Annotated in this window: 19 protein-coding genes; 9 read left to right on the top strand and 10 right to left on the bottom strand. The window is 66.2% G+C overall.

Going from position 1 to position 20107, the window contains the following annotated elements; translation table 11 throughout:
* Positions 1-3: 3 nt before the first annotated feature.
* The 5 genes from ML401_RS28265 to ML401_RS28245 all read right to left on the bottom strand — a co-directional run bounded on the left by ML401_RS28265 (position 4) and on the right by ML401_RS28245 (position 5894).
* Positions 4-1056 (bottom strand): ABC transporter substrate-binding protein, encoded by a 1053-nt coding sequence (locus ML401_RS28265; RefSeq protein ID WP_259216964.1) that lies wholly within the window; start codon positions 1054-1056, stop codon positions 4-6.
* Positions 1057-1121: 65 nt separating this feature from the next.
* The gene (locus ML401_RS28260; RefSeq protein ID WP_212067711.1) at positions 1122-2231 is read right to left on the bottom strand and encodes an ABC transporter ATP-binding protein; all 1110 of its coding nucleotides are present in this window, start codon (positions 2229-2231) and stop codon (positions 1122-1124) included.
* A gap of 118 nt (positions 2232-2349) precedes the next feature.
* A complete protein-coding gene (locus tag ML401_RS28255; protein WP_212067710.1) occupies positions 2350-3918 on the bottom strand; it encodes a DUF4403 family protein in 1569 nt (522 codons plus the stop codon).
* A gap of 89 nt (positions 3919-4007) precedes the next feature.
* Positions 4008-4643, bottom strand: coding sequence for a PQQ-binding-like beta-propeller repeat protein (locus tag ML401_RS28250; protein ID WP_285807666.1), 636 nt, complete (start codon positions 4641-4643; stop codon positions 4008-4010).
* A gap of 30 nt (positions 4644-4673) precedes the next feature.
* Positions 4674-5894 carry a helix-turn-helix domain-containing protein gene (locus tag ML401_RS28245; RefSeq protein ID WP_285807665.1) on the bottom strand — a complete coding sequence of 407 codons (1221 nt, stop codon included), beginning with the start codon at positions 5892-5894 and terminating at the stop codon, positions 4674-4676.
* Between the two features lie 141 nt (positions 5895-6035).
* On the opposite strand from ML401_RS28245, the gene ML401_RS28240 reads away from it, so the two are divergent.
* Entirely contained in the window at positions 6036-6827 is a 792-nt protein-coding gene (locus ML401_RS28240; protein WP_371746168.1) for a DUF899 domain-containing protein, read from the top strand.
* Positions 6820-7110: a hypothetical protein gene (locus ML401_RS28235; protein WP_285807664.1), complete on the top strand. Its 291-nt coding sequence runs from the start codon at positions 6820-6822 to the stop codon at positions 7108-7110. The genes ML401_RS28240 and ML401_RS28235 overlap by 8 nt, the downstream gene beginning before the upstream one ends.
* Here the strand turns inward: ML401_RS28235 and ML401_RS28230 are convergent.
* The gene (locus ML401_RS28230; RefSeq protein WP_285807663.1) at positions 7083-7502 is read right to left on the bottom strand and encodes a cytochrome c family protein; all 420 of its coding nucleotides are present in this window, start codon (positions 7500-7502) and stop codon (positions 7083-7085) included. The two genes, ML401_RS28235 and ML401_RS28230, sit on opposite strands and share 28 nt — an antisense overlap.
* A 111-nt stretch (positions 7503-7613) precedes the next feature.
* Positions 7614-8339, bottom strand: a complete 726-nt coding sequence (locus tag ML401_RS28225; protein WP_285807662.1) for a L,D-transpeptidase — start codon at positions 8337-8339, stop codon at positions 7614-7616.
* 274 nt (positions 8340-8613) lie between these two features.
* On the opposite strand from ML401_RS28225, the gene ML401_RS28220 reads away from it, so the two are divergent.
* From ML401_RS28220 to ML401_RS28210, 3 genes are all read left to right on the top strand, one after another.
* A complete protein-coding gene (locus ML401_RS28220) occupies positions 8614-9666 on the top strand; it encodes a glycosyltransferase family 1 protein (RefSeq protein ID WP_259216979.1) in 1053 nt (350 codons plus the stop codon).
* Between the two features lie 33 nt (positions 9667-9699).
* Positions 9700-10389, top strand: coding sequence for a methyltransferase domain-containing protein (locus tag ML401_RS28215; RefSeq protein WP_285807661.1), 690 nt, complete (start codon positions 9700-9702; stop codon positions 10387-10389).
* A gap of 119 nt (positions 10390-10508) precedes the next feature.
* Positions 10509-11168 (top strand): hypothetical protein, encoded by a 660-nt coding sequence (locus tag ML401_RS28210; protein WP_211416269.1) that lies wholly within the window; start codon positions 10509-10511, stop codon positions 11166-11168.
* 170 nt (positions 11169-11338) lie between these two features.
* On the opposite strand, the gene ML401_RS28205 is transcribed toward ML401_RS28210, so the two are convergent.
* Positions 11339-13003, bottom strand: a complete 1665-nt coding sequence (locus ML401_RS28205; protein ID WP_285807660.1) for an aminotransferase class III-fold pyridoxal phosphate-dependent enzyme — start codon at positions 13001-13003, stop codon at positions 11339-11341.
* Positions 13004-13038: 35 nt separating this feature from the next.
* Here ML401_RS28205 and asd point away from each other — a divergent pair, with 35 nt between their 5' ends.
* Together asd and ML401_RS28195 are read left to right on the top strand one after the other, a co-directional pair.
* The gene (gene asd, locus ML401_RS28200; RefSeq protein ID WP_285807659.1) at positions 13039-13902 is read left to right on the top strand and encodes an archaetidylserine decarboxylase; all 864 of its coding nucleotides are present in this window, start codon (positions 13039-13041) and stop codon (positions 13900-13902) included.
* A 67-nt stretch (positions 13903-13969) separates the two neighbouring features.
* Positions 13970-14533, top strand: a complete 564-nt coding sequence (locus tag ML401_RS28195; protein WP_285807658.1) for an NUDIX hydrolase — start codon at positions 13970-13972, stop codon at positions 14531-14533.
* Between the two features lie 129 nt (positions 14534-14662).
* On the opposite strand, the gene ML401_RS28190 is transcribed toward ML401_RS28195, so the two are convergent.
* Together ML401_RS28190 and ML401_RS28185 are read right to left on the bottom strand one after the other, a co-directional pair.
* Entirely contained in the window at positions 14663-16129 is a 1467-nt protein-coding gene (locus tag ML401_RS28190) for a FecR domain-containing protein (RefSeq protein WP_285812759.1), read from the bottom strand.
* A gap of 323 nt (positions 16130-16452) precedes the next feature.
* Positions 16453-17238 (bottom strand): DUF2147 domain-containing protein, encoded by a 786-nt coding sequence (locus ML401_RS28185; RefSeq protein ID WP_211416274.1) that lies wholly within the window; start codon positions 17236-17238, stop codon positions 16453-16455.
* A gap of 194 nt (positions 17239-17432) precedes the next feature.
* On the opposite strand from ML401_RS28185, the gene ML401_RS28180 reads away from it, so the two are divergent.
* Together ML401_RS28180 and ML401_RS28175 are read left to right on the top strand one after the other, a co-directional pair.
* Positions 17433-18308, top strand: coding sequence for a DUF2147 domain-containing protein (locus ML401_RS28180; protein WP_285807657.1), 876 nt, complete (start codon positions 17433-17435; stop codon positions 18306-18308).
* Positions 18309-18665: 357 nt separating this feature from the next.
* Entirely contained in the window at positions 18666-19880 is a 1215-nt protein-coding gene (locus ML401_RS28175; protein WP_194403957.1) for an extensin family protein, read from the top strand.
* Positions 19881-20107 lie beyond the last annotated feature (227 nt).

The raw sequence follows: 20107 nt of genomic DNA, 5'->3' as shown, positions 1-20107 counted from the left end.
TGGCTACTTCGCCGCCCATTTGTTGAAGCGCTCAGTCAGGCGGTCGATGTTCTCGAGCCAGAAGCCGACGTTGATCTCGACCGCGTTCTTGATGTTGTCGGGTGCGGTCGGCAGGTCCTTCAGGACGGCGGGCGCGAGCTTGCCGGCCGCGTCCTTGTTCGAGGTGCCGTAGGCGATCTGCTCCGACAGTTTCGCCTGGTTCTCCGCCTTGCCGGCGAAGTCCAGGAACTTGTAGGCCGCGTCCTTGTTCGGGCTGCCCTTCAGGATGACCCAGCTGTCGAGGGTGAAGAGCGCGCCGTCCCACACCATGCCGAAGTTCTTCTTCTCGTTCTTGTTCGCGGTGTCGATGCGGCCGTTGTAGACCGAGGTCATCACCACCTCGCCGGAGGCGAGCAGTTGCGGCGGCTGTGCGCCGGCCTTCCACCAGACGATGTCGCCCTTGATGGTGTCGAGCTTCATGAACGCGCGATCGACACCATCGTCGGTCGCCAGCACCTGGTAGACGTCCTTCGGCGGGACGCCGTCGGCCATCAGCGCGATCTCCAGTGTCGTCTTCGGCCCCTGGCGCAAAGCGCGCTTGCCCGGGATCTTCTTTGTGTCGAAGAAGTCGGCCCAGCCCTTCGGGGCTTCCTTCAGCTTGTCCTTGTCGTAGCCGAGCACGAAGTCATAGAGGATGGCGCCGACGCCGCACGGATTGACCGACGGCGGAATGTAGGCCGCCTCACCGCCGATCTTGGTGTAGTCCATCTTCTCGAACAGGCCTTCCTCGCAGCCGACCGCCAGTTCGTCGCTCTCGACCTGGACGACGTCCCAGGTGGCGGCGCCGCCCTGCACCTTGGCGCGCAACACGCCGACGCCGCCGTCCCAGGACTCGTCGTTCATGGCAATCCCGGCCGCCTTCTTGAACGGCTCGAAATAGACCTTCTTCTGGGCATCCTGATAGGCGCCGCCCCACGACACGACGGTGAGGTCACGCGCCTCTGCGACCGTCATCAGCGCAGCGCTGGCAACGAACGCCGCGGCGAAACCCAGAGCAATCGTCTTGCGCTTCATCATGGTCCTGGTTCCTTCTTCATGCGAGTTGCGTTGAGGTTGAGTATGTCAGGTCCGCTTGCGTTGGGTCAGACCGGATCGAGCGCCAGGCAGTCCTCGGGGCGGAAGCTGACGAATACGCTTTCACCTTGTCTCAGGCCGTCATGTGCGCCCGGCTGAAGCTTGACCATGAACTCGCCGTTGCCGGCGACGTCGAGCACGGCCAGCGCGTGATCGCCGAGATAGATGGTGTTCTGCACCCTCGCCGGCAGGCGGTTCGGTCCGTCGCAGGACGCGCCGTCCGGGACAATGGCGATCCGCTCCGGCCGGACCGACAGTGAGGTGGACGCGCCAGCGCCCTGGATGTTGACCGCCCGCGCGGTCACCGCGCCGCCACCGGCCAGCGCGACGCGGCAATAGTCCTTCTCGACCGTCTCGACGGTGCCTGAAAGCACATTGTTCTCGCCGATGAAATGGGCCACGAAGCTGTTCACCGGATGCTCGTAAAGCGCGTCGGGCTTGTCGATCTGCTGCACGATGCCGTCGTTGAACACGGCGATGCGGTCCGACATGGTGAGCGCTTCGCTCTGATCGTGAGTGACGTAGACGATCGTGATGCCCATCTTCTCGTGCAGCTGCTTGATCTCCAGCTGCATCTGTTCGCGCAGGCGCTTGTCGAGCGCACCGAGCGGCTCGTCCATCAGCACGAGCTGCGGGTTGAAAACCAGCGCGCGCGCCAGCGCCACGCGCTGCTGCTGCCCGCCGGACAGCTGTCCGGGCCGCCGCTGTGCCATGGCTTCCATCTTGATCATGCGCAATGCCGATTTGACGCGCTCCTGCGCTTCCGCCTTGCTCGTCTTGCGAACGGATAGCGGGAAGGCGATATTCTCGGCGATCGTCAGGTGCGGAAACAAGGCGTAATTCTGGAACACCATGCCGATGTCGCGCTTGTGCGGCGGCATGTTCTTGATCGGCCGCTCGCCGAGATAGATCTCGCCATGGGTCGGAACCTCGAAGCCGGCCAGCATCATCAGCGTGGTCGTCTTGCCCGAGCCCGACGGGCCGAGCAGGGTGATGAACTCGCCCTTCCTGATGTCGAGATCGAGGTTCTTCACCACGAGATGCTCGCCATCATAGGTCTTCTGAATGCCGGAAAAGCGCACCAATGCCGGCGCGGGCGTCACCATGCCGGCTTCCATGTTGTCCTCGGCTTGCCGCTACAATGCTGTCAGCACCTCGTTCGAGGTTGCAAGGGGCAGCTTAGCATCCTCGGATGAGAATGCCAGCGGTGCGAGGGATGAAGAGGCGTGGGAGCCGCTACATCCCCGACAGCTTGCTCACAAATACATTCAGCGAGCCGCCGGCTTCCGCGACCACGCGCAACGTTTTGGAATCGAAGGCGATGTCGGCCAGCGTCAGGCTGTCGATCTTGGCGTCGACCTTGAGGCCGTCCTCGCTCTTCTGGTAATCGGCGATGGCGGCGGCGATCTTCTCGCGCGCGTTGGCGGCGATCGGCTTCAGGTCGAGCGTTGCCCTCTGCAGCAGTGCCTGCTGCATCTGGGGCACGACGGCGCGCGCCGCGGCGCCGAGCAGGCCGAACGCCGCCTCGGATTCCACCGCGAGCTGGATGTCGGTGAGCCGCAGCGTCTGTTGCGCCTGGTCGAGCACCGGCCGGCCCCAGATGTGCACGGTCGCCTCGGCGCCGAGGCCGAGCCAGCTCTTCTTCTCCTTGGCGCGCACCAAGAGCGAGATCAGCAGCCGGTCGCCGGACGGGATCACGTTGGCGCTCTTCACGGTGACGTCGACCGGCCCGGAGCCGTCCTCGGGATAGGTGCGGCCGACCATCTGCGCGGTGATCAGCTTGTTGATCTCGGTGAACGGCACGTCGATGGGAACGCCGATGTTCACGCCGGTGCCGCTCGGCGGCACGATCGAGATCTTGTCGGGGAACGGACAGTCCGGCTTGGTCGGCGTCGAGGTGACGCGCGTCTCCGCTTCCAGGCCCATCAGCAGCGTCACGGCCTGCGCGTCGACGCGCGGCTGCGCGGCGATGGCGCGGATCGGCTTCATCTCCAGCCACAGCGGTGGCAACGCGGCCGAGGAGCCCGAGCCCTGCAGCGGGATCGAGCGGCACGCCTTGGCCCATTGCAGCTTCGCGTTCTCGCGCAGGCTCGGATCGTTGCGGATGCGCTCGGAGACGATGTTGATCTGTTCGCCGACATTCTTGTCGATCAGCGGCTTGACCTGCGCCGGCACGTTGACCTTGGCGCCGGCGACGTTGACGTTGGTGTCGCCGAGATTGACCTGGGCGCCGAGATTGGGCTCGAGATGCCAGTTGGCCGCGAGCTTCGGGCGCGAGGTGATGACCACGTTGCCCTTGATCTCGGCGCTGGCGTTCAAATTCTTGATGTTGACGGCGCCGATCCGCTTCGCGGCGTCACCGCCGAGTACGCTGCCGAGCGCGTCACCGAGCGCGCCCGTGGCCTTCGCCGACAGCGAGCCCGTCACGTTCAGCTTGCCGGAGAGCGGCGTCGAGATCGTCAGCACGTCCTTGTCGCCCGCCGCTGCCATCGGCCCGCGCACGGCGGTCCAGCCGATGTCGGCGTTCTCCAGGATCTGCGAGACGGGGTTGTCGGCCTTGCCTGCGAAATTGCGCGGCGCGGCTTTCTCGGCCTGCTCGCGGATCGCCGCGATCGCGATCGCGACCGGCGCGATCACGATCGAGCTCTTCGCGACCGGTGGCAGCGGCGGCAATTGTGCGACCGGCGGCGCCGAATTCGTCGCGCGCGGAGCGAGCCAGTCCATCGCCTTCAAGCTGATGAAGAACGACGCCGCGAGCACTGCGACGGCGATCGTGATGGTCTTCAAGTTCAACGTTAGTCGCATCTATCCCCCAGGCCGCCCCGACGGGATTTTACAGGGCGAGCGAGGAGGGCGCTAGAGCGCAACGATGGGGTGGAATTGCGGCGAATGGGTTAACGGCGGGGACGGCGGACTGCTCTCACATTGCCGCGAGGACCGCCACCGCAGAAGAAGCGGTCGCCGCCGTCTGACTCCAGGCCCGAGACCATGGTGCCCGCGGGCAGGTCGAGTTGCTCCAGCACCTTGCCCGTCTCAGGGTCGATCCGCCTGATGTCGCTGTCCTCGCCCTCCCAGGTGCCGTGCCAGAGCTCGCCGTCGACCCAGGTCACCCCGGTCACGAAGCGCTTGCTCTCGATCGTGCGAAGAACCTTGCCGGTTTCCGGATCGACCTGATGGATCTTGCGCTCGCGGTATTGCCCGACCCAGAGCGAGCCCTCGGCCCAGGCGAGGCCGGAATCGCCGCCGCCGCCCGGCGCCGGAATCGTGCCGAGCACCTTGCCCGAGGCCGCATCGATCTTCTGGATGCGATCCTCGGCGATCTGGAACAGGTGCCTTCCGTCGAATGCCGTTCCGGCATGCGCGGCGACGTCGATGGAGCGCGCGACCTTGCCGCTCTCAGGATCGACCGCATTCAATCTGTCGCCGGATGCGAACCAGATATGGCTGCCGTCATAGCTGACGCCATGCACGGCCTCGACGCCCTCGAACGGCCCATACTCCCTGACGATCTCGGCGGCTGAACGCTTCATGTGCTCGCTCCCTGTGATGTGGCCTTGACGTTACGAGTTCAGGAGCGGCATGGGGAGTAACAAGCCTGTCGGGAAACCCGGAACGGGTGGCGTCATCCAGCGCCGCGCCCGGCCATGTCCGAAGCATTGCACCTTGTTCGCGCGTGCCAGCTCGTCGAGCGCCCGCTGCACCGTGCGCGCGCTCGTTCCGAGCGCCAGCGCGAGCGCCGAGCTCGACCAGGGCTCGCCGTCGGAGAGGAAGGCGAGGATGCTCGCGTGCTTTTCCTCGACGGGCCGCGCCAGCACGAGGACTTGGCGCGTCTTGCGCGGCGTCAGGGCAAAACCCTGCTTCGTCGCGGTCACATCGGCAAGTGGGCTCAGCTTGGTGCGGAGCCGCCCGATCTCGACGCGCAACCGCGCGCGATGCGATTCATCGAGATGCCTGGCACGAAACGCGTTCGCAACCAGCGTCTGCCGCGAGACGTCCGCGGGCCAGGCCTGCGCCAGGACGCGGACGAGGGCGAACAGCACTGGCCTCGTGCCGAGCGGCACGACGGTGCCGCGCCTGCGAACCGAATGATGGAACGTGTCCACGACGAGCGCCTCGGATGTCTGGAGGTCCTCGACCTCGGCAAGCAGCAATGGCCGCTCCTCGCCGCGTGTGATCAGCCGCGCCGCCGGCGTATCGAGCACGCGGCTCGCGCTTTCGACTTCGGCCGCGAGCGCGGGGATATCGGCGAGCCGCGCACCGCGCGTTGCCTGGTCGAGCGCCGCGCGCGCGTCTTTCGTTCTGAGGCGCCTGATGGCGATGCCGGCGACGACGAGCGCGCGGACGGCCTGCGATGCCGGCGGGAGCAGGGCGGCGCCGGGCTCGGCCAAAATGCGCTCGGCTTCGTCGAGACGCCCGACGAGGAGGAGGCGCCGGGCCTCGATGTGGCGCGCATGGGCGGCATTCACGAGATCGCCGTGGTGCTCGAGCGTCGTCCGTGCGGCGGCAAGAGTCCTCGCCGGCCAGCCGAGGTCGCGCGAGACCAGCGCGATCTCGGCTTCGGCCACTATGCATCTGGCGCGCGCCACCGCCTCGCGCGGGCCGAACGCGCGCGCAGCGCTGCGCAGCAGCGACTTGGCCTTGGCGAGGTCGCCGAGCTGCGCCATTGCGATGCCGCGCAGCGCCAGCGAGGGCGCGTCGTTGCGCAGCGCAACGCGGTTCAGGGCACCGAGCGGATCGCCCGCCTCGAGCGCGCGTGCGGCGGCCGTGATCAGCGACTCCATTCAAATCCCGCCACACTTGTTACTCCCACCGCGCAACCGTGCGGTGTCAGAAATCGTTGCCAGCCGACGATGTGCGGTAAGGGGCGAGCGGTTCCGCGACACGCGGGCTGATCGTCCAAGCGAGAGATTTGGAGAGTCATGATGACATTAGCCCAGAACGAACCGAATAACGGACAGGCTGTGATGCAAACACCGCCGGTGGTGTCGCCGCAGGACTGGGAGGCGGCCCGTCAGCAACTGCTCGTGAAGGAAAAGGCGCATACCCGTGCCCGCGACGCCTTGGCCGCCGAGCGCCGGCGCATGCCCTGGATGGAAGTGGCCAAAACCTATGCGTTCGAGGGGCCCGGCGGCAAGCTCAGTCTTGCCGACCTGTTCCAGGGCCGGCGGCAGCTGATCGTCTACCGCGCGTTTTTCGAGCCGGGCGTGTTCGGCTGGCCGGATCACGCCTGCCGCGGCTGCTCCATGGTGGCCGATCAGGTCGCCCATGTCGCGCATCTGAATGCCCGCGACACCACGCTGGTGTTCGCCTCGCGCGCGCCGCAGGCCGATATTATCAGGCTGAAGCAGCGGATGGGCTGGACCATGCCATGGGTCACCGTAACAGACAGTTTCGACGCCGATTTCGGCGTCGACGAATGGCACGGCACCAACGTGTTCTACCGCGACGGGACGCGCATCTTCCGCACCTATTTCGTCAAGAGCCGCGGCGACGAGCAGATGGGCGGCACCTGGAACTATCTCGACATCACGCCGCTCGGCCGCCAGGAGCTCTGGGAAGACTCGCCAAAAGGCTATCCGCAGACGCCGACCTACAAATGGTGGAACTGGCACGACAGCTATACGGAAGGCGCCGCGCCCGACCAGAAGTGGGTCGAGATCTCTACCGCCGGCGAGAAGGCCTTTCGCGAGGAGGCTGCGCAAGGACGTGACTAGTCCCATCAGCGCAACCGCCGGCGCCGGCCGCGACAGCGTCGTGGCCGCGCGCCACCTCGCCAGATGGCTGGCCCTGGCGGCAAGCCCGACCTTCGCGATCATGGCCGTGCTGACGGCTGTGATCGGCGGCCCGGCGGACATGCTGTGCGGCGCCGGGCAGGGATCTCTGCTCGGCGGAATGGTGTCGATGTATCTCCTGATGAGCGCGTTTCACTCGGCGGCGTGGCTGAGGTGGATTGCGGAGCGGCGGGGCGGCTATTGCCCGCCTGCCGTCTGCAAGTAAGCCACGATCTTCCCGGCTTCCTCCGCCGACACGCCGCCATAAGGCTGCATCTTGTTGCCCGACACCACCTCGTCCGGCTTGAGCATGAAGCGCGTCAGCTTGTCCTGGTCCCAGGTGAAGCCGGCTTCCTTCATCGACGAGGAGTACTTGTAGTCCGGCAGCGCGCCGGCCTTGCGGCCGACGATCTTGTTGAGGTTGGGGCCGAGGCGGTTGTCGCCTTCCTTCACGGAATGGCAGGTGCGGCAGGAATTGTTGAAGGCTTGCTGCGCTGCCTCAGCGCTCGCAGGTTGCTGCGCGAGCGAGGCGGGGGTGGACACGAGCGACGTCAGTGCGCCGGCGCAAACGAGGGCGTGCAGCCATCGATACGGCGGGGATTGCAGGCGTGATCGCATCTGCGTCTCCATTGGGGACCGCGCCGCAGCAAGCGCGCGTCGACATGTCGAGGCAAACGAAAGCGGCCCCGGTGGGTTCCGGGGCCGTTTGCGTCACAATGTCCTGCCGGTTCAGCGCGTCGCGGTGCCGAGCTCGGCGCGGCGCTCCGTCATCGGCAGCACCACGACCTTGGTGCCGACGTTGACGCGGGAGTAGAGGTCGGTGACGTCGTCATTGGTCATGCGGATGCAGCCGGACGAGACGCGCTTGCCGATGGTCTCGGGGGCGTTGGTGCCGTGGATGCGGTAGATGGTGCCGCCGAGATACATGGCGCGCGCACCGAGCGGATTGCCGGGGCCGCCGGCCATGTGGCGCGGCAGATAGGGCTGGCGGGCGATCATCTCCGGCGGAGGCGTCCAGGCCGGCCATTCCGCCTTGCGGGTCACCGACTGAATGCCGGACCAGGTGAAGCCGTCGCGGCCGACACCGATGCCGTAGCGCAGCGCCTGACCGTTGCCGAGCACGTAATAGAGATAAGTGTTGGGGGTATCGATGATGATGGTGCCCGGCGCCTCGCGCGTTGCATAGGAAACGGTCTGGCGGCGGAAGCGGGCCGGCATCTCGACGGCGTCCTGATCCTCGGACGGCTCGGTCTGGTAAGTGGGCGCCTGATAGGGCTGATAGGGCTGGTAGGGCTGGAATGGCCGCGGCGCGGCCATCGGCGGCAGCGGCTGGAAGAACGGGAAGATCTGCACCGGCGCGGCCTTGGCTGGACCTGCGAATGCGATCGCGGAGACCGCGACTGCGCCGAAGGCAACGGCGCGCGAAAACGTCTTGAAAATATCCAGATTGAACATGTGATCGCCCCTGTTTGCTCGGTGGTCTTGGCCACCGCGGCACCGTTGCGGTGCTCTGTTGCCTGGATCACTAACGGCAAAACGTTTCGGGACATTTGCGCGGAAAACCGAAAACGGTTTCACGGCGGCAAGGATTGTTTCATGACGGTTTCGTGGCTGGGTCCGCCCGTTAACGAACAAAACAGCCCGCGGACACTTCTATGACGTCACACGCCTGAAATATCCTTCGTTGATGGTCGATGCCTGAGAATCATCAAACTCTCGGGATTTTCCCATGCGGGTATTAATCGCGACCGACGCCTGGCATCCGCAGGTCAACGGCGTGGTCCGGACGCTGACCTCGCTGGCGAATGCGGCCAAGGCCCTCGACGTCGAGATCGACTTTCTCACACCCGACGGCTTTCCGTCCTGGCCGCTGCCGACCTATCCGGGCCTGCGCATCGCGCTGCCTTCGGGCAAGGAGATCGCGCGGCGGATCGAGAAGGCGGCACCGGACGCGCTGCACATCGCGACCGAAGGGCCGATCGGCTGGGCCGCGCGGGCCTATTGCCGGCGCAACCGGCTCGCCTTCACCACCTCCTACACCACGCGCTTTCCGGAATACGTCTCGGTGCGGACCGGCATTCCCGCGAGCGTCGGCTATGCCGTGCTGCGCCATTTCCACGATGCCGCCGCCATGACCATGGTGGCGACGCCGTCGCTGCGGCAGGAGCTGTCCGAGCGTGGCTTCAAGCGGCTCGGCTTCTGGACCCGCGGCGTCAACACCGAGCTGTTTCATCCCGACGCGCCGGCGAGGCTCGACCTGCCGGGTCCGATCTTCATGACCATGGGCCGCGTCGCGGTGGAGAAGAACCTCGAAGCGTTCCTCTCGCTCGACCTGCCCGGCACCAAGGTCGTCGTCGGCGACGGCCCGCAGAGGGCCGCGCTCGAAAGGAAATATCCCGATGCCGTCTTTCTCGGCGAGAAGAAGGGCGCCGATCTCACCGCGCATCTCGCCGCCGCCGACGTGTTCGTGTTTCCGAGCCTGACCGATACGTTCGGCGTGGTGCAGTTGGAGGCGCTGGCCTGCGGCACGCCGGTGGCCGCATTTCCGGTCACGGGCCCGAAGGACGTCATCGCCGATCATCCGATCGGCGCGATCGACCACGATCTGCGCGCCGCGTGCCTGCGCGCGCTCGCCATGTCGCGCGAGACCTGTCGCAACTTCGCGCTGGAGCGTTCCTGGGAGAACAGCGCGCGCCAGTTCGTCGGCAACCTCACCTCACTTCAGCCCAGCCGCGTCTTGCGCGCTTCGCCCCGCATGGCGCGGCGGCCGGTGCGCGGTTGATCTTTTGTTTGAACCACAGCGAGAACCTCATCGATGGCTAAGATCATGAACCTTGACGGCACCCAGCAGCTCGACCTCACCCGCGGCACGGTCGAGCAGGCCTATGACCGCTGGGCGCCGGTCTACGACCTCGTGTTCGGCGGCGTGTTCGCCAAGGGCCGGCAGGCCGCGATCGCGGCCACCAACAAGATCGGCGGCCGCGTGCTCGAGGTCGGTGTCGGTACCGGCATCTCGCTGCCGCTCTATGCCCCGCACCTGCGCATCTTCGGCACCGACATTTCGGAAGCCATGCTCGACAAGGCGCGCCAGCGCGTTACCGAGGGCAAGCTGAAGAACGTCGAGGGTCTCGCGGTGATGGACGCCGAGAAGCTCGAATTTCCCGACAATTCCTTCGACGTCGTGATGGCGCAATACGTCGTCACCGCGGTGCCGAACCCGGAGAAGGCGCTCGACGAATTCGCCCGCGTGCTGCGCCCGGGCGGCGAGCTGATCATCCTCACCCGCGTCAGCGCGGACGCCGGCATGCGCCGGTTCATCGAACAGAAGCTGCAGCCGGTGGTGCGCCCGCTCGGCTTCCGCACCGCCGAGTTCGCCTGGTCGCGCTATGCGAAATGGCTGGCCGGCGCCCACGGCATCGAGCTCGCCGAACGTCGTTTGATTCCGCCGCTCGGCCATTTCTCGCTGGTGCGCTTCCGCAAGGTCGACATCGCCAAGGCGGCGTGAGCTTACGCGTCGCGTGCGTCATCGCGCCGCTGCGTGCCGTCACATGACAGGATGATGTTGTCACACGGCGTACATCGAATCCGTTTAACCCGGTACCCGAAAGCATCTTGGGGAAGAGCATGATCAAGAATTATCTCGAGCAGCTGCGGATCCAGCGCTGGGACGACCATCGCTACTATCACCACAGCCGCATCAATCAGAGCCTGCACTTCGTCAGCGCGCTGAGCTTCCTCTTCGCCTATGTCTGGCTGTTCGTCGACCCTGTCGTCTCTGCGCTGGTCGGTTGGCTGGTCTCGATGACCTCGCGCCAGGCCGGTCACTTCTTCTTCGAGCCGCATACCTACGACCACATCAACCAGGCGACACACGAGTACAAGGAGGAGATCAAGGTCGGCTACAATTTGCAGCGCAAGGTGGTGCTGATGGCGATCTGGGCGGCCTCGCCGCTGGTGCTGTTCCTCGACCCGACGCTGTTCGGCCTGTTCACGCCCTGGGCCGGCGCGACCGACTTCATGCGGCAGGTTGCCAAGATCTGGCTCGTGGTCGGCGGCGGTGGCCTCTTGTTCCGCACCGTGCACCTGTTCTTCATCCGCGATGTCGAGACCGGCCTCGTCTGGATGACCAAGATCCTGACCGATCCCTTCCACGATCTGATGCTCTACCGCAGCGCTCCACTTGCCCTGATGCGCGGTGAGCTTATGGATCCCGGCCTGCACCTCAACCCCGAGCACACGCTGGGCCTCATCGGCGAGCCCACGCTCGAAGAGCAGCACGCCTGAGCGCGCTACGTACACAACACACTCCGATGTCTGATGGTTACGTCATGCCCGGCCTCGTGCCGGGCATCCACGTGCTGGGGGCTGCTTCGCCTCTCCCCGCGCGCGGTAGGGCAATCGCATATGGCGCACACAACCCCGCGGCATCGGCGGCAAGCCCGCGAAGTGTGGCCTCAGCGCCCAAAACGCTTGGCCAGCATCTCTTTCAGGATCTGCCGCTTGATAGTCTTGTTGGTGAGCACGCCATCGTGCCACCAGAAGCCGTCAGCCTTCATCTTCCCGGCTGCGCGGACGAAGCGGTCGGCGACTTCGGTGAAATCGGCGTCGGTGTAGTTCAGGCTGAAGATCAGCCGGCCGGTGCCGACCCAGCTCAGCGCCAGGCCCTCGGCGCGCAAATAATATTGCAGCATCCAATTGTAGCGGGAGGGCGTCGTGTATTTCACCGTCCAGATCGACGAGAAGTTGGCGAACCGCACCGGCAGGTCGGCGTCCGTCATCATCTGGTTGAGCTTTTGGACGCGACCGTTCCAGGTTTCTTCCAGTCCATCATAAATGGCATGGAAGTTCGGGCTGGCGAGCCGGCTCAAAAACTCGTCCATTGCCGTCATGACGTAGGGATGCGAGTTGAAGGTGCCGCGGGCGAAGCAGATGTCGGCAGGACGGTCATCGCGGAAGCGGCGCATCAGCTCGCGCTTGCCGCAGACCACGCCGACCGGCAGGCCGCCGGCGAGGCTCTTGCCGTAGGTCACCATGTCGGCGCTCACGCCGAAATATTCCTGGGCACCACCAGCGGCGAGCCGGAAGCCGACGAAGACCTCGTCGAAGATCAGCACGATGCCGCGCTGGTCGCAGACCTCGCGCAGCTTCTTGAGCCATTCGGTGTAGGCCGCGCGATCGAAGTTGCCGCCGCGGGAGGAATCCACCAGCGAGGAATCGCCGGGCGCGTTGGCATTCGGGTGCAGGCCTTGCAGAGGGTTGACGAGCACGCAGGCGATGTCCTTGCGCGTACGCAGCACATGCAGCGTCTTCTCCGACATCTCGGCGAGGGTGTAGGTCTCGTGCGCGGCAATGGGATTGCCGACGCCCGGCTGCACGTCGCCCCACCAGCCGTGATAGGCGCCGGCAAAGCGGACCAGATGCGTGCGCTTGGTGTGGTAGCGCGCCAGCCGCACCGCCTGCATCACGGCCTCGGTGCCGGACATGTGGAACGAGACCTCGTCGAGGCCCGAGATCCGGCAGAGACGCTGCACATTGTCGAGGATCACGGGATGGTAGGGGCCGAGCACCGGGCCGAGTGCATGCGCGCGCTTCTCGGCGCCCTCGATGCACTCCTTGTAGAAATCGTTGCCGAAGATGTTGACGCCGTAGGACCCCGTGAGATCGTAGGACGTGTTGCCGTCGACATCCGTGACGGTGACGCCGCCCGAGGACTCCACGAAGGTCGAGGTGCCCAGGTGCTCGCGGACCAGGCGCGAGAACTGGAACGGCACGCGGTAGCTCTCGGTGAAGTTCAGGTCGGAGATCTTGTCCGCCGCTTCCTTCGTCATCGCGCGGCCCTTCGGGTAGCGCTCGGCGTAGAGGGCGGCGAGACGAAAGAACGCCTCCTTGCGCTGCGCGGCGATGTCCGCCGGCGCGCCGTCGCACGAGAAGATGTCGTTCTCTCCGTATTCGTAGAACGGGAGCAGCTTTGCCACCCTGCGCGACATCTTGGAGTGCCCGGCGAGCGAGCGATGCTTGGCGCGGGACAGTTCGATCCGCGCTTTCAGCTTCGGGAGGACGGCGGCAGCAGACGCTGCGGCGGCCACGGACATCGAGAGAATCGGGAGTGTCGTTTCCATGACAACAAGCGCTAATACTGTGAGCTGACAGATTCATGACAGTCAAAGCCCTCATCGCCTCTTTCACCCAGCAGGAAGACCTCAACTTTCTGTTGACCAACCGCATCCCCCGCGCGGCGCTGACCCGCTTCATGGGCTGGTTCTCCAAGATCGAGAACCCCCTCGTGCGGGACTTCTCGATCGCGCTGTGGAAGCTGTTCTCCGACCTCGATCTGTCCGAGGCGAAGAAGACCCACTTCAAGAGCCTGCATGATTGTTTTACCCGGGAGCTGAAGCCGGGCTTGCGCCCCTTTGATCCCGACCCCACCATTGTCGCCAGCCCCTCGGATGGCATTGTCGGCGCTCACGGCAGGATCGCGGACACCGAGCTGTTCCAGGTCAAGGGCGCGCCCTATTCGCTGCTCGACCTCGTCGGCGATTCCGCGCTGGTGGATCAGCACCGCAACGGCAGCTTCGTGACGCTGCGGCTGACGTCGAGCATGTATCATCGCTTCCATGCGCCCTTCGATGCGCATATCGGGCGCGTCACGCTGATCCACGGCGACGTCTGGAATGTCAATCCGATTGCGCTCAAGCGCGTCGAGCGCCTGTTCTGCAAGAACGAGCGCGCGGTGATCCGCACGCATTTGTCGACCGGCGAGGCCGTGACGCTGGTACCGGTCGCCGCGATCCTGGTCGCGAGCATCCGCCTGCACTTCCTCGATAGGGTGCTGAACGCGCAGACGCGCGGTCCGGTCAACTTCCCCTGCGACGTCAACGTGACCAAGGGCGAGGAACTCGGCTGGTTCGAGCATGGCTCGACCATCATCATCCTCGCGCCGGGCGATTTCAGCTTCTGTGACGGCATCGCCGAGGGCACGCGCATCCGTGCCGGCGAGGCGCTGCTCAAAAGAAAGTAGCCTTCAATCTGCCGTTCCGGCCGCCTATATCGTCGGTGGGGACGATTCGACGGCGACGGATTTGGTGATGGCGCGGGCGCCGGTGATGGCGGCGGGTGGTATCGTGCTGCGGCGTGGTTCGACGCCGCTGATCGCGGTCGTGCGCCAGCGCAAGCGCAACGAATGGGTCCTGCCCAAGGGCAAGCTCGACGACGGCGAGACGCCGAAGGAGGCCGCGCATCGCGAGGTGCTGGAAGAAACCGGCCACGACGTCGCCGTTCACGAATTTCTCGGCACGCTCGTCTACCAGTCCGGCGGACGTTCGAAGGTCGTGCATTTCTGGCGCATGGAGGCCGAGGGCGGTCCCGTCCGCAAGCTGATGAACGACATCAAGGCGGTCGACTGGCTCGCGCTGGACGACGCGATCGCGCGGCTGTCGCGCGAATATGAACGCGCGTTCCTGACCCAGATTGGCCCGATCGCGCTTGCGGCCGCGGGGGTCGCGCCGTCGCCGGCGCCCGAGCCGGTGCAATCGGCCGATGACATGGATGCAGCCTTGCAGGCGCTGACACCCGCCGAAGCCGCCTCCGTCGACGAGTTGCGCCACGGCCTGTTGCAGAAGGTGAAGGCCTGGCTGCGCGGCGAGGCGTGAGGTCACGCCGCGCTGCTGGCGCGCCTGGAGACCATCCGCAAGTCGATATGCCTGTGCAAGCGTGGGCTGACGGAGGAGGGACGAGTCCTCCTCAGCGCTATCGTGCGGACGCGGGCGCTGCCTCAAGGGTCACCGCCGGTCCTTCTCCTTCGGAGCGGGTGCTGGTTTGCGGGGGGCCGCCGGACGCTGCGCGGCGGGGAGGCGCTGCTGGAATCCGCCGGGGCGTTGCATGCCCGGCGGTTGAGCCGCAGGCGGTTGGCCCGATTGCATGCCGGTGCGCGGCAGTTGCGGCTGTGTCGCCGGCTGCTGCGGCGGCACGACTCCCCCGGGCTGAATCTGTCCGCCGCGTTGCGGCTGGTTTTGCGGCGTGCCGATCGGCGGTGTGCGCTGTCCGGCGCGGGGTGCTCCTGGACGTCCTGCGCCTTGCTGCTGGCCGGGCTGTTGCTGGCCTTGTTGCTGTTGCCCCTGACCCGCACGCGGTGTGCCCGGTTGCACCGCGCCACCTTGCTGGCCCTGCCGCTGCTGCGGCGGCTGGGCGCCTGGCTGGGTCCCTTGCCGGCCCGGTGCGCCCGGCTGCTGCTGACCCGGACGGTTGTTCTGGCCCGGCTGGCCGTTCGGGCGCTGGGGCTGCTGTCCCGGTACGGTGGTCGCCGGACGCAATTGCTGTTGCTGCGGCGGCAGCGCCGGCCGCGGAATGCGGCTCTCCGCGGTCGGATTGGCGCGGCGGAAGTCGCGCTGCTCGGTGACGATCTGACGGCCCGTGGTTTGCGCCAGATGCACCTGACTGACGAAGCCGCGGTCGCGCACGATCTGCTGCGCGGGAATCGTGATCGGCACCGCCGCAAAGCGCATGCCGCCCGCGCCGGCAGCGCCAGGCCGGATCGCAAAGCCGCTCGCGCCTTGCGTCAACGCGCCGAGCCGCGTGCCGCTGGTGCGGTCGTCGACGTCGATGTGGCCGACGCGGCCATCGGCATCGGGATAGAGCTTGATGTTGACGTTGCGCGCGCTGCTCGCGGCCGCGCCTTCGGGCACGTCGACGACGCCGGTGGTGCCGCGGATGCCGAGCGTCGCTGTCGGCGTCGTGATCTTCATGTTGCCGGTCTTCGCCACGGCAGCCGCGACGAAGGCGACCGTGCCCTTGCCGACGTCGAAAATTCCGGAGTTCTGCTTGCCGCCGTCCTCATAGACGTAATTGTCGATGGTGATCTTCGACGAGGCGGAGAGGTTGAACGTAGTGGCGTCGTTGAAGGTGATGCCGAGCGTGGAGTTCGACGAGGTCTGCACGACGTCGTTGAGATAGATGTCGTCGCGCACGCGCAGCGGATACGAGTTCTTGTCGCGGATCACGGTCGCGATCCCCGTGACGGTCGCGACGTTGCCGATCGGCTCGACGGTGGATTGCGCATCTGTCGAGGGGGCAGGCGAGGCCGAAGGCGTCGGGGAGGCGGAAGGGGCTGGGGAAGCCGCAGGCGCAGGCTCTGCCTGGGGCTGCGCCTGCGCGAGCTCGATTGCATCGGATGCATGCGCTGCGCCGCTGCCCGCCAGCGGCAATGCCAGCAGCGCAAGCGCGAACACGAAGCGGCGCCAGGCCAGCAATGATGTCACGAGGAAGTCCCGGTGAGAACGCGAGGCGAGATCGGCCGATATCAGCCGGAGGGACCTGAATGGCGGATGAACATGTGTCGCAGGGGTGAGAAGGCCAAATGGTGTGCGGTGCCAGCTTGGCGCTAAACCTCTCCACGCCGTCATGGCCGGGCTTGCCCCGGCCATCCACGCCTTGCTTCGCGTCACTCAGAACGTGGATGCCCGGGACAAGCCCGGGCATGACGAAGATTTGTAGCTGTGGCGCGAGATCCTCAGGTGCGCAATTGCGCGCCATGGTTCGATGCTTTGCATCGCCCCGGACGACAGCTTCGCTGTCAGCTCACGCGCTTCCAGGTCTGGCCGCCGCAGAACATGCCGCCGAAGGCGCAGCCCTGCACGCGCATCGCATTCGGGCCCTTCATCGCGATGGTCGAGTCGTAGTTGCGGCCGGAGTTGGGATCGTGAATGCGGCCGCTCCACTTCGCGCCCTCGGGCTTCATGTTGATCAGGATGCGCTCGTTGGTCTTCTCGGCGTAGCCGCACAGATTGGCGCCGCACTGCTCGACGCGGACATTGCCCTTGCCCTCTTCGGTCGCCCAGACGCCGATCGGCGAGTTCGCCGCGGCCACGGGCGCGGCGGCAACCGGGGCCGGAGCGGGCGCAACCGCGACCGGCGCGGGAGCAGCAACGGGAGCAGGCGCCGCGACGGGCGCAGGCTGCGTCGTCGTGTCGAGGGACGGCGCGGCGGCAACGGTCGGCGCGGGTGCCGCCGGAGCGACAACGGGCGCGGCCGGCGCGGTGGCCTGAACCGGCGCCTGCTGCACGGGCTGCTGCACCGGAGCCGGTGCGGGCTGCGCGGTCGTGGCCGGAGCCGGCGTGGTGTCGACGTCATCGTCCTTGGAGCCGCCGAGGCCCTTGAGGTTGATGTTGTTCAGCTTGATCGGCTTGTCCGACAGGCCCGGCGCGACGATGGTCACGCAATTGAGCGAGGCGCAGTTGCGCGGCGTCTCGATGCGGATGTGCTGGCCCTCGATCTGGAACGAGATCGTATTGCCGCCGGCATGGGCGGCGGCGGTCGACGCCAGGAAGAGTGCGGTGGCGGCGATGGTGAGCTTGTTCATGACAACCTCCGAAATGGCGTTGGTCCCGAGATGGGCTGAAGACGCTGGTGGATGAAGCGTGGTTCGACCCTACGCCGGACTGGCCGGGCGTTCTGTGATGGGGGTCACAACGGTGCGCGCCGCCTGGGTGAGGCAGCGCACATTCAGCCGCGGTTCCTCTGCGTAAGGTCGTCGCGATACTGAGGGAGACGGCGATGCAACGGCTTGCGACTTCGCTTGGCATAATGATCGCACTGCTGGCGATCGCGCCGGCGGCCGAGGCCGGCTCCTATTCGTTCTCGATTGGCGGCCACCGCTTCCGTGTCGAGGCGCCGCGCAATTGCCGATCTGCGTCCTGTGTCTCGGTGTCCTCGAATCGCAGCATCCGGCCGACAGAAGATGCCGGTGTGACATCGACCCCGCCAGCGCCGGCTGCGGCCGCGCCGCCGGCCAATGTCGTCATTCCGGTCAGGCCGGCGACCGTGGTCGTGCCGTCACCGGTGCCGGCGGCTCCCGTCATGGCCGCGACGACGTCGCAACCCGTCGTGCTGCCGCCGGCGCCAAAACCCGAGGCGTCAAGACCCGAGGCGCCGAGCCCGCATCCGCCACGGGTTGAGCTGCCGCGCATCGATCCACCGAAGACCGTCATGCTCGATCCGCCGCGCATGGAGCCGCCGCCCGTTCCGAGCCCCGAGATCAAGCCGACCGCGGCGGCTGCACAGCGCAACGACGACGAGCAGGCCTATACGCCGCTCGGCGAATGGGAGAGTGTCGGTGCCAAGGGCACGGTCCGCATCGAGCGCTGCGGGCCCGCATTGTGCGGCTACGCGCTGACCGAGGCTTTGAGCCGGGGCGAGAGCGTGCTCGTCAACATGAAGCCGAAATCGCACGACGCCTGGACCGGCAGCATCTACAGCCGCTCCAGCGGCAACACCTATTACGCGACGATGACGCTGAAGAGCCCCGGCAGGCTCCACGTCGAGGCCTGCGCGTTCTGGCGTTTCTGGTGCTCGGGCAACGACTGGACGCGCGTCGAGGCGCCGCAGGAGCAGCTGATCACCACGTCGCGGCAGTGGAATGCACGGTCTTAATATTTGCGGCAGTCCCGCTGCTCCCCTCTCCCACAAGGGGAAAAAGGGAAGAGATCGCCTGCGACGGGCTTGGTAAACCGCTAGATCATGCCGAGCACGATGGCGCCGACGAAGGCCATGGCGAGGTACGCGGTGACTACGCTCAGTCTCCCGGCGAACGTCATGAGGTCGCTCCCACCCTGCGCGCTGCTTTGGCGCGCGAGCCGGTATGGTTAACAGAGAGTCTCGGCGCGAAAAAGTCAGCCTTGCTGTCGCTCGGTTCTGCCCGGGGTTCGGCATGCGTGAGCCGGTATGGTTAAAGAACACTGAAATCAACGTGTTGAAGAGTCTTTAAGTAAATTCATCGAACGTGCGTGCATGACGCGCGGAGTTCGTTTGTATCTCGTCGGCTCCATCGTCCTTGTTTCGCTAGCGGGTTGCGGACGCGGCTTCTTCCAGGCCGAACGTGAACCATGGCGGGCCGAGGCTGAGGCCGCATGCCTGAAATCGGGCGCGGTCAAAGAGGGGCCGGATCTGGTCCGGATTGACCCGATCTCGGGGCCCGGCCAGTGCGGCGCCGAGTTTCCGCTCAAGGTCGCCGCCCTCGGCGAAGCCTCAGGCACTTACGGCTTTGCCGACGAGGAACTGCGACCGCCGGGCAGCATCGGTGGCCAGCCACGTTGGCCGGTGGCGCAGCCGCGATCGAACTATCCGCAGAGCCAGAATTATCCGGCGTCCTCCACTCCTTCGCGCTCGAACTATCCCGAAACCGCGGTCCGCCAACCCAGCGGTTATGGCACCTCGACGGGGCCGATGTCGTTGAACGCGCCCGGCGTCGCGCCGGAGGAAGACGAGATCGATCTGCCGCCAGAGGGCACTGATGCCGCGGGAGCCTCGCGCTACATGAATGCGCCGAGCTATCCGGCCCGGCCGGCGAATCCCGCGCCTTATTCGCAGGCGCCCGCACAGCAGGCGCTGCCGCGTCTTGGTCCGGCGCAGGGCAATGGTGTCACAGCCGTCGGTCCTGTCGCGATCAAGCCGACCGCGACGCTGGCCTGTCCGATCGTGTCCGAGCTCGACCGCTGGCTCGCCGATACCGTGCAGCCTTCGTCGATGCGCTGGTTCGGCGTCCGCGTCGCGGAGATCAAGCAGATCTCCGCCTATTCCTGCCGCGGCATGAACGGTAACTCGCGCGCCCATATCTCCGAGCACGCCTTCGGCAATGCGCTCGATATTGCTGCCTTCGTGCTGGCCGACGGACGCCGTGTCACCGTGAAGGACGGCTGGCGCGGCATGCCGGAGGAGCAGGGATTCTTGCGCGACGTGCAGGCGGGCGCCTGCGCGCATTTCACCACGGTGCTGGCGCCGGGCTCCAACGTCTATCACTATGACCACATCCACGTGGACCTGATGCGCCGCGCCAGCCGCCGCCTGATCTGCCAGCCCGCCGCGGTCTCCGGCGAGGAAGTTGCCTCGCGTGCGCAGTCGCGCAGTCCCTATGCCAATGCGCGCGAGCCCTCCGTCACCGGTTCGCTCGGCGCGCGCAAGAGCATGGCGCGCAAGCGCGAGGAAGACGACTACGCCGACGATTAGACGTCCGCCGGAGCTGAAGCGGCCGTCAACGCGCTGCGGCTGGTCTGTTCAGCCGGCGCCGTGTCTTCAGCAAAGCGCTGCTGACGCGCAAAAATTTGCGCGGCCTCGATTCTAGACCAAATCATTGAATTGCAATCGCTATTCGTGTCCGAGCGGGCGTGGCCGGCAATTGGCACAGTCGGTGCAGTGAAGAGCCTGCAACGAAGCAGCGCAGCCGGCGCTGTGAG

The sequence above is a fragment of the Bradyrhizobium sp. 62B genome, from assembly GCF_030272265.2.
GTDB lineage: Bacteria > Pseudomonadota > Alphaproteobacteria > Rhizobiales > Xanthobacteraceae > Bradyrhizobium.
The sequence above is the reverse complement of the archived record's forward strand: the minus strand, read 5'-3'. Positions and strand labels throughout refer to the sequence as shown.